11 protein-coding genes are annotated in these 8,952 nt (G+C 37.7%); 2 read left to right on the top strand and 9 right to left on the bottom strand.

Annotation, left to right across the window (positions count from 1 at the left end):
- The first annotated feature begins 297 nt into the window (after positions 1–297).
- Positions 298–861, top strand: a complete 564-nt coding sequence (locus tag IQ247_RS30000) for a pentapeptide repeat-containing protein (protein ID WP_193925590.1) — start codon at positions 298–300, stop codon at positions 859–861.
- A 1,144-nt stretch (positions 862–2,005) separates the two neighbouring features.
- Here IQ247_RS30000 and IQ247_RS30005 read toward each other — a convergent pair.
- The 9 genes from IQ247_RS30005 to IQ247_RS30035 form a co-directional block, all read right to left on the bottom strand.
- Positions 2,006–2,650, bottom strand: a complete 645-nt coding sequence (locus IQ247_RS30005) for a DEAD/DEAH box helicase (RefSeq protein WP_193925591.1) — start codon at positions 2,648–2,650, stop codon at positions 2,006–2,008.
- Positions 2,651–2,769: 119 nt separating this feature from the next.
- The gene (locus IQ247_RS33275; protein WP_265579716.1) at positions 2,770–2,892 is read right to left on the bottom strand and encodes a hypothetical protein; all 123 of its coding nucleotides are present in this window, start codon (positions 2,890–2,892) and stop codon (positions 2,770–2,772) included.
- Positions 2,893–2,958: 66 nt separating this feature from the next.
- Positions 2,959–3,549 carry a PASTA domain-containing protein gene (locus tag IQ247_RS30010; RefSeq protein ID WP_193925601.1) on the bottom strand — a complete coding sequence of 197 codons (591 nt, stop codon included), beginning with the start codon at positions 3,547–3,549 and terminating at the stop codon, positions 2,959–2,961.
- Positions 3,550–3,594: 45 nt separating this feature from the next.
- Positions 3,595–3,843: a helix-turn-helix domain-containing protein gene (locus IQ247_RS30015; RefSeq protein ID WP_193925603.1), complete on the bottom strand. Its 249-nt coding sequence runs from the start codon at positions 3,841–3,843 to the stop codon at positions 3,595–3,597.
- A 406-nt stretch (positions 3,844–4,249) separates the two neighbouring features.
- Entirely contained in the window at positions 4,250–5,110 is an 861-nt protein-coding gene (locus tag IQ247_RS30020) for a DNA cytosine methyltransferase (protein ID WP_193925604.1), read from the bottom strand.
- 380 nt (positions 5,111–5,490) lie between these two features.
- Positions 5,491–6,402 (bottom strand): replicative DNA helicase, encoded by a 912-nt coding sequence (locus IQ247_RS30025; protein WP_228060178.1) that lies wholly within the window; start codon positions 6,400–6,402, stop codon positions 5,491–5,493.
- 5 nt (positions 6,403–6,407) lie between these two features.
- Entirely contained in the window at positions 6,408–6,518 is a 111-nt protein-coding gene (locus IQ247_RS33715) for a DnaB-like helicase C-terminal domain-containing protein (protein ID WP_375341258.1), read from the bottom strand.
- Positions 6,467–7,309 carry a replicative DNA helicase gene (locus IQ247_RS30030; protein WP_228060179.1) on the bottom strand — a complete coding sequence of 281 codons (843 nt, stop codon included), beginning with the start codon at positions 7,307–7,309 and terminating at the stop codon, positions 6,467–6,469. Before IQ247_RS30030 ends, IQ247_RS33715 begins: the two co-directional genes overlap by 52 nt.
- A gap of 46 nt (positions 7,310–7,355) precedes the next feature.
- Positions 7,356–8,213, bottom strand: coding sequence for a MarR family transcriptional regulator (locus IQ247_RS30035; RefSeq protein ID WP_193925607.1), 858 nt, complete (start codon positions 8,211–8,213; stop codon positions 7,356–7,358).
- A 216-nt stretch (positions 8,214–8,429) separates the two neighbouring features.
- Here IQ247_RS30035 and IQ247_RS30040 point away from each other — a divergent pair, with 216 nt between their 5' ends.
- Entirely contained in the window at positions 8,430–8,801 is a 372-nt protein-coding gene (locus IQ247_RS30040) for a helix-turn-helix domain-containing protein (RefSeq protein ID WP_193925609.1), read from the top strand.
- Positions 8,802–8,952 lie beyond the last annotated feature (151 nt).

An 8,952-nucleotide genomic window follows, 5' to 3' on the forward strand; every position in this document is an offset into this window, starting at 1 on the left:
CCCATTACCCATCTCCCCATTACCCATTCCCAAAAAAAGTGAATCCCTCCGCCACCATATAAACTGGGCTAGAGGGATTCGATAATTCGTTGACTATAGAGCTTTCGGTATATTTCTCAATGAAACCATTTTAAGACCTGTATGTGAGATTGAGTAGTTCAAATCTCACAATTTACAAATTTTTTATAATCTTTTTATATATTCTTTATACTTGTTATATAATTAACAGTTTCTATATGTAAGTATAGCAGTACAGAACTGTTTAAAACCACTACCAAATAAGTCTCTCAAAAAAATATGAAATTAGAAATTGTAGCTAGTCTTACCTTATTAGCTTGTTTGGGATTTATGCAGCAAGTAAAAGCGTTTAATCCGCAAGATATTGAACTATTTAAAGCGACTGGTGCTTGTCCGAGATGTGATTTAAGTGGTGCTAATTTATCGCAAGCTAATTTGTCAACAGTAAATTTACGCGATGCGAATTTAAAAGGAGCGAATTTAACAGGTACAAATCTTACGAATGCTGATTTAACGGGTGCGGATTTAGAAAATGCGGTAATGAATAATGCTAATCTTTCTAACGCTTCTTTAGTTGGTGCTAATCTCAGATCGGCTTCTATGGAAAATGCTAATTTGTCTTTTGCTGCTTTGATGAGTGCTAATTTATCAGCAGCTAACTTAAATGGAGCAAAGTTATTTTTAACTAATTTTCGAGGAGCAAATTTCCGATTAACTACTATGGCTAATGGTGTAGTCACATCTGATAAACCTTATTGGTGGTCGTTACAATCTGAAAGTTTTAAGGATTGTAATGAATTTAAATCCGAAAATCTTCGGGGTACAACTTGTTACAATGAATAAATTAATTTTGTCATATAAAATAATTAATAGTTAATAGTTTAGTTAACAGTTAGCTAATGGTTAATTACTCGATTAACTACTTTTAAAACCCGGTTACAAAAAAACTGGGTTTCTTAATTTTAGTCCCTAGTTAAAATATTAAATTAGACTTTTAAACATCCTCTTAAAAGTTTCCTTAGTGATATCTTGCACCTTACTCATCATCAATTAGATAATAAAAAATATCAAGAAAAATATTACTAAAATCAAAATGCAATATTTTAGTTCATTTTAATGGACTTCTGCTATCAGACTGGAACTTGCAGTCCCAGGCGGGTAAGAACTAAGTTAAAAAATTAGTAATTATTTTAACAATAGGTTTCTATGGTGCAAGATGTAAACTTAAGAACAAAATATTATGTCCTAACCAATATGACCATTGCTATATATGATTTAAATGCTTTTTATCTGATTAATTATCTCCGGCTGTGTTAATTTAAATAATCTACCAATCGAATTAAATACAAATGTTATGGTATGTATTTTAAAATATAATGAATCTAAATAAATTTTCCAAATTCAAACAAATGTTCGTGGTAAATTTGTTTGATAACTTATATCTTGCACCATAAGCATAATTAACTACATAATAAAAAATATCAAAAAAATATAACTAAAATAAAAATGCAATATCTTAGTCCATTTTAATGGACTTCTGCTATAGCAATCCGAATTGAGATGTGAGAAAATACGTAGATTAAAAGTTAGGAATAGAGGTTACATTTAAATCACTCCTGGCGACTATAAGTCGCACGGCATTCGCTCATGGGGGAGACCCCCCCTTCTGCGCGCTGCCTTGGCTACACAAGCAAAACCCGGATGGTGCGCGGGTTGTTTTATAGCGTCCACGCAGGTTGACTTAGGAAGGTGTAGTAGCGGTTTTAACCGCCAGATTATACATAAATTTCTCACAAGTCATTTAGGATTGCTATATCAGACTGGAACTTGCAGTCCCAGGCGGCTAAGAATTAAGTAAAAAAACTAGTAATTATTTTGACGATAGCTTTCTAAGATACAAGATATGAAATAACCATTGTGACAACTGTATGCAGCGAGAATTAAAGCAAAGAAATACTCTTGCCAAAAAAATAATTAAACATTTTATTTAGGTATTTAGCGATAGACTTCTATAAAATCCGTCTTGGTCTTTTGCACCCCAAGCGTGTAAAACTTTTAACTTAGTCCAATCTGGGCGATCGCCATCTGTCATCTCGCGATAAGAAAGGTCGATTAGCTCTAATATTTGGGCGTACAAAGAACGAGTAAAAAATATAAAAGCTATTTTCCAATCTGGATGGGCAGCGTGAATTTTAGCTGCTCGCTTAGCTAATAGTACAGTCTTACCAGTCCCCGCTAATCCGCGAAGGCGTTGCGGTCCGCTTGGAACTTCAAAAGCTACTTTCTGCTGGTCAGTATCTAAGATTTTAAGTTTAGATTCGATAGCTTGAATAACTCTAATAGGATTATTAGCAGGGGTACCAGTGGGAATATCGCGGGGTTCTTTCGGTGGTAGAGTTCCTCCTAATACACCCTTTACTAATTCCCATTCTTGATCGGTTAGTTTTTGTTGATGATTATGAGAATCTTCCATTAATTTTTTCTTTAAAGCTGCTGGAGTCAAATTTTCATAAACTAATACAACTCCTTGAGTAGATGGAAAATTATGATATCCTTTTGACTCTTTTAGCCATTCCCAAACTTTATTTTGAGCTTGATTTTTATCAAAAGATTCGTAAGGTAATAAGTCCATAAAATTGTTATTTTTAAAGTAAAAATTATTATCTAAGTTTGAAAAAAATTGTGTATGCTAAATATTGCAAGTATTATTAAAACACTTGCAGTATCCATAAATTAACTTATTGTAATTAATTAACCCGTGTATTTTGACAGTAAATCTTCTCCGCGATAGCGAAGCGCTGCTGCAAGCAGATCGCGAAGTGACTCCGAAAGAGTATCGCCCATTTCTTCCAACATTCTCTCAACCTTTTCCATAGCCCAAGATGAAGAGTTAGGTTTAAAATGTTTTGGAATAATTGAGATCGCATCGTTTGCTGTTGATTATCCAAGAGATAAAACAAGCTCCCACTTTTGCTTATTCATCTCTTCATAGGAGTAATTCATTTGTCCCCGACGACCTACCTCAACACTGTAAAATTCAGTTTTAGGAATATTGTTTACGTTAAAAGAAAAAGTGCATTGAATATTTGAATATTCTCCTGGCGGTCTTACACCACTTTCAGTATTCCCAGTAGCTAAAATATTGCCTTTACCATCTCGGACTGTTACTGACATACCTCCTTTAATATCACTGTAACCACCACTACCATAACAATAGTCGTCTGTTCCTTGAATTTCTGAGTCAAGCAATCTTACAGAACCCTTAAGTTCATAAACAGGAGGCTTGGTAATAGTTAACTTGATTTTGCTTCCTTTTTTTATTGATGCTTCAGCAATAGGTTCTTGGCTTAATACTTGACCTGGCTGAATGCCATCTTCTATCTTCTCTATTACCTCTGTTTCAAAACCTTGCCCCTTAATAATTCCTCGTGCATAACTTGCTTCTTGACCAACAACATTAGGAACTTTAGCGTTATTACAAGATGTTATAAAAAAAGCAAGACTGACAGGGAGTAATATTTTTTTAAACATGGTATAGCTAACCTTAATAACTAATTTATTTTAAATACCTAGCATTTAACTATTGGAAATATACTTTCTTATTAAATATTCTCCTTGTTTTATTTCTTCCAACATTCCCTCAACCTTCTCCATAGCTAAAGGTGAAGGCTGGCTGCGTCCATTTTCCCAACGATTAATTGTTAGCAAAGTAACGCCCAACTTAGCCGCAAATTTCTCTTGGGTTAATCCAGTTGAAATTCGCAACTCACGAATGAGTTCGCCCACCTCCGGCTGATTAATACAATAAGGTTTTTTGATGTCCATTATTAAACTTGATAAAATGTTGAATACGTCAGATGATGTATCACCTGATTTATATTAGTTATTTCCGATCTCAAACGAGTAGAGTAGCTTTACTGATTTAGATAAACTGGCTCCTAAGTGTATTTTTAATTAATAGTTTAAGTATTTATATTTAGAAAAAGAAAAAGTATTAATAAAGCTGCAATTTATTAAGGAGACACCGCGATCGCGATCGTTGGAGCTTTCCCCTTCGGGGACACTACGTGAACGCTTAGCGCATCGTTTAATTGTATCTATCTAATTAGCAAACAATTACTAGTACAGCAGGATGCGTTATGGATACTATTTATGCTTTGCTTTTTAGAAGGAATAGTTAGCTAATACAGGAAGAAATTATGATTGTTGTCCATCATCTAAATAATTCACGTTAGCGAAGCCATGCCGAAGGCTTATCGCAACGTATATTGTGGCTGCTCGAAGAATTAGGTGTCGATGCGGCAATTCGAGAATCGAGTAAATTTCCTGCTGCGCTGCGCTGTTTTCTAATAGCTGAATTGCGGTTTGGGATTCCGAGGGGTCGAGCCAAGTCTCCGGGATTCCGAACCACTGACAAAGGATAACCGGGTTTAACACTTCTCCTTTCTTGATCAGCTCGTTCTTTTTCAAAAAATTCTCTAACTTGTTCAGTCCAGGGGGACGGCTCCCTTTTGTAGATAATGCCGTGGGAGCGGGCAACCAGCAGTAATCTTCCTCTATCGAAGGGGCTGGCAAAGTGTCCGCTAGATACACATAACCATTCTGCATCGTACCCGCAGCGGTAAAGCTCTTTAAGGACGTATCCGAAATATGACTTATCGCTCCCTGGGTTGGAGGGACAGTTGAGTAATCCTCTAACATTTTCGATGCAGAGGTATTTTGGTTTGTAGTTTTCAACGATTCGCAGAAGTGCGGGAAAACAGTTTCGCTCGTCTGCGGCAGCAAGTCGCTTTCCCTGAATTGAGAAGGGCTGACAGGGCGGCGATCCGGTGATAATTTCGATTTCTCCGGGTTTGAGTCCCCATCCTCCCTCAAAGGCAAGGGACTTGATACATCCGTAATTGTGGACTCCTGGATAAAGGGAGGAGAGGCGATAGCGAAGCGCTGCTGCAAGCAGATCGCTGCAATACTCGTCGATTTCTGAGAATCCGATAAGCTTGAATCCTCCAAGCTGCAATCCGGCGAGAGGAAATCCTGCTCCCACTCCGCTGCACAGGTCAAGCTGTCGAAGTTTTCTTCCCATTGCTGCCATGCCTCCTCATATTCTTTTAGTGAATTAAAATCATCGGGTAGGGGTGGTTCTATGCTTTCATCCCAAAAAATCGTAGGGTTTCCGGTTTCATCAACTTTACGCGGAATTTCACCAAAATGTGCCGGGTCCCAACGGTCGGAATAAATTTCATTACTTTCAATTTCTTCTGAAACTTCCACGACTGCTCCAACTTTTTCATTACTATTTTCAAGCGGCTTTACAGTATGTGAAACATCAGTAGTTTTATCCCAAGCAGGGTCATAACTAGCACCATCCCAGTCACGTTGAGAAGAATTTTGATATTGCTGTGGGTTAAAAAGTGTTGTCATGGTAATTGGTAATTGGTGATAGGTAATTGTCAACTGATAACTGATAACTGTTCACTGATAACGTTGTGCCAAATTTTTGAAACAAGTAAACTGTGCGTCAAACAGCAGTTTTATTGCTCCTGTTGCTCCGCTTCTATTTTTGGCAACAATTACTTCTGCAATACCCCTATCAACCGTATCTGGGTGGTAATATTCATCACGGTATAAAAGCAGTACTAAATCCGAATCTTCTTCAATTCGCCCCGATTCTCTCAAGTCCGACATCATAGGACGCTTGATATTCCGACTTTCTACACCACGATTTAACTGCGACAATATGACAACAGTTGTGTTACATTCCCGCGCTAATTGCTTTAACCCTCTGGTGATTTTTCCAATTTGAAAAGCGAGGTTAAAACTATCACCATCCGTCCCTTCCATTAATTGCAAATAGTCAATTCCAATCATGCCGATGCGATCGTGTTTGGCAATTAGTTGCTTAACTTTTGAACGAATTGAATTAAGAGTTAACACGGGTGAATCGTCGATGTAGATAGGCAATTCACTTAACTTATTAATCGATTGCGCTAAAAGTTCCCATTGCGATTTGTTAATATTACCGTTCTGTAAAAAACTTGATTCAATGGGCATATCATTCGCTAAAAATCTATCCCCCCATTCCTCCTTGCCCATCTCAAGACTAAAAATTACAGTTGGCAACCGTTCTTGTGATGAAATATTTAAAGCCAAATTACCTAAAAACGATGATTTACCCATTGCCGGACGACCCGCAATAGTGATTAGTTTTCCTGGCTTAAATCCTCCGATTACCGCATCTAAATCGTAAAATCCAGTTTTGACCCCGCTTGGTGTTGTACCCATATTTTTTTGTTCAATGTATTTAAAAGCATTCAAGATATCTGATAGCGGGGTTGGCTCCGAAATATTATTAAGTCCATCTTCTCCTTTGCTGTAACTTGCCATCTTCATCACCATGCACCACGAGCTAAATTTTTAAATTTGGTATATTGACTATCGAAAAGAAGTTTTACAATTCCAGTTGCACCGTCTCTGTGTTTGGCGATAATAATTTCACAAATTCCTCGTTCTGGTGAATCCGGACTATAGTATTCATCTCCAAACTGAATAAAACCACTGCTTGATTTTGCTGTTGTGCAACATTAAAACCAATTTGGGCAGCAAAGGCACTTTTACCCATTGCCGGACGACCCGCAACAATTACCAAGTCACCCGGACTAAACCCACTTGTAATTGCATCTAAGTCATAAAAACCTGTAGGGATGCCCCCAAGTGCAGTTCCTTGGTGGCGTTCTTCAATCTGCTGATACACATCGGTCATCACTTCTTTAATATGACTCGTGCTATGAGCATTTGATGAACCAATATGCAATTTATAAATAAATTCTTGCAGCTGCTCGAATGCTTGCTCTAATGAAACTTCATCATCGGATTTATGTTGCAATTCTGCTGCTAGATTACCAAGACGACCGAGTTCGCGACGCTTCCATTTACCGATTACTAAAGCAGCTAAAGCATCAATATTCACAGCGCTAACACAGCGATCAACTAAGCTAGCAAGCTTATTTCTCCCACCGACTTTAGCTAAAAGCTCGTTAGCTTTTAAGTAGTCAATAACGACAATTAGATCGGTCGGCTGCTCTTGCTCGTTCAGCTTCAACATTGCTTGGTAAATAAAGGAGTGAGCGCCGATATAAAAATGGTGAGGCTTCAATTCATCCCGCACCCGAGCTAAAGCATCAGGATCGAGCAAAATTCCGCCTAAAATGGTTTCTTCAGCTTCTACGCACTGCGGCGGTATTCTGCTTGCATAGAAAGAAAAATCAATTACATTGTTTTGATTTGCGTACATGGTAATTAGGAAACTCTAAAAAAGCATTGAAAGCAGGTTATTTTCTTTAAGAAGGCACATCAACAAACTTTTCTGGGTAAGTTGCCTTCGCCCACTCATACCAAGCAGACGAAGTGGAATTTTCGCAAAACTTTGCTAATCCCAAATTCATTAGCGCGTGATATTGACCTTCATGGCTACTTTTATCCCAACTTTCAAAACATAGAATTTTTGTACTACTCTCCGCCTCGCAATGTATTGATCCATTTGCATTGTTTTGCTTCTCCCACAGATACCTTAATTCTTCAAAGTTGGCTTCTATCCACTTCATAGGTAGTTGTGGTGGTTTTGGTAAGGAAGCTGCTTTATTTTTTGAAAATTCTAAAAAACTCTCTCTCTCGTCTTCTGAGAGAGAGTCTTTAAAGTCTTTATAAGTCTTATTAATCTTAGAAGTTTCAACTTCTTGCTGTACGGTCGTTTCAGCCGACGAGTGGGAAATTCTGTTCTCAAGCGGGAAATTCTCTTCCTCAGTGGGAAATTCTCTTCCCAAGTGGGAACTAGATTTCTCAGGTGGGAAATTCTCTTCCTGGGTGGGAAATTCTCTTCCCACCTGTGTGCCACTATCAGAATTGTCACATAGACAACCGCCTGAATTGACCTTAACTGAATACTCAATATCTTCGAGGTTGATGTAACCTTTCTCTTCCAAAACAGCGATCGCAGCATTAACTGCACGTTTTGTAATACCTATTTCTTTGGCGATATCAGAGGCTTTAATCTTTACACCGTTGCCATAGGGGTCAGAAGAACGTAGATAATAAAGTAAGCTTATTTGAGACTTGGTAAGAGATTTACAAACATTTATCCATTCATTTGTTTGTAATGGGTAAAATTTCCCTTGAATTTTTTGGCTGTTATGCGTCATAATGCACCTAAGTTGAATTTTTAGATACGCCCCGTCCTGTCAAGACCGGGGCTGGTTTTTTTATTTGAGTAGAAGAAAGTGGAACTAGATCCAACTCCAACGGTCTAAGATATTGCTAGGATTAAGATAGTTAAAGCTTCGTTTAATTTACTTGCCTATCTCATCAAAAAACTATTTAATCATTTAAAGAACTCTTTAATTTATTTGGCGCAAAAAATGCAAGAAATCGTTACACAAAATATGGAGATGCATCAAAAGCTGTTCGATGAAATGCTCGAACGTTTTGACATATCAGCTAAAGAAATCTCTCAACTGATAGGTGTTTCTGAAGTTACTTTGTCTCGATTCCGGCGCGGTAAAGCAGACTTGCTAACCACAAAATTTTTGTCTTTATTATTGGTTCTTCCTGAAGATGCAAGGGAATGGTATGTTTCGCGATTAGTTGGCTCTAAACCAAAAACCAATTTGCGATCGCTCGTGATGGAAGCATCTCCCCAAGAGAAGGCAGAGGTTCTTAATGCGCTTGCAAGTTGGGTTGTCCAATCGCGTGAAAGTAAAGATTCTAGCTGCTTACCACAAGCAGTGTAGTTTGGAAAGGTAAAGTATCATTCGGGCAAAGAATGATTACGAATTAATACTAAATCTACCTTGTGCGCTACAACAGGGTAGCAAGTTAAGAATTTTTGAGTGAATCATGTTTTAGATAGCTAATTGTGTATAATTATTGGTCGCTTCATAA

The organism is Plectonema cf. radiosum LEGE 06105, from assembly GCF_015207665.1.
Taxonomy (GTDB): Bacteria; Cyanobacteriota; Cyanobacteriia; order Cyanobacteriales; family Nostocaceae; genus Rivularia; species Rivularia radiosa_A.

What these genes read in the sequence shown, in the direction of transcription:
- IQ247_RS30000 (WP_193925590.1), top strand. Translation starts at nt 298, where the DNA reads ATGAAATTAGAAATTGTAGCTAGTCTTACCTTATTAGCTTGTTTGGGA.
- IQ247_RS30005 (WP_193925591.1), bottom strand. Translation starts at nt 2,650, where the DNA reads ATGGACTTATTACCTTACGAATCTTTTGATAAAAATCAAGCTCAAAAT.
- IQ247_RS33275 (WP_265579716.1), bottom strand. Translation starts at nt 2,892, where the DNA reads ATGGAAAAGGTTGAGAGAATGTTGGAAGAAATGGGCGATACTCTTTCG.
- IQ247_RS30010 (WP_193925601.1), bottom strand. Translation starts at nt 3,549, where the DNA reads ATGTTTAAAAAAATATTACTCCCTGTCAGTCTTGCTTTTTTTATAACA.
- IQ247_RS30015 (WP_193925603.1), bottom strand. Translation starts at nt 3,843, where the DNA reads ATGGACATCAAAAAACCTTATTGTATTAATCAGCCGGAGGTGGGCGAA.
- IQ247_RS30020 (WP_193925604.1), bottom strand. Translation starts at nt 5,110, where the DNA reads ATGGCAGCAATGGGAAGAAAACTTCGACAGCTTGACCTGTGCAGCGGA.
- IQ247_RS30025 (WP_228060178.1), bottom strand. Translation starts at nt 6,402, where the DNA reads ATGGCAAGTTACAGCAAAGGAGAAGATGGACTTAATAATATTTCGGAG.
- IQ247_RS30030 (WP_228060179.1), bottom strand. Translation starts at nt 7,309, where the DNA reads ATGTACGCAAATCAAAACAATGTAATTGATTTTTCTTTCTATGCAAGC.
- IQ247_RS30035 (WP_193925607.1), bottom strand. Translation starts at nt 8,213, where the DNA reads ATGACGCATAACAGCCAAAAAATTCAAGGGAAATTTTACCCATTACAA.
- IQ247_RS30040 (WP_193925609.1), top strand. Translation starts at nt 8,430, where the DNA reads ATGCAAGAAATCGTTACACAAAATATGGAGATGCATCAAAAGCTGTTC.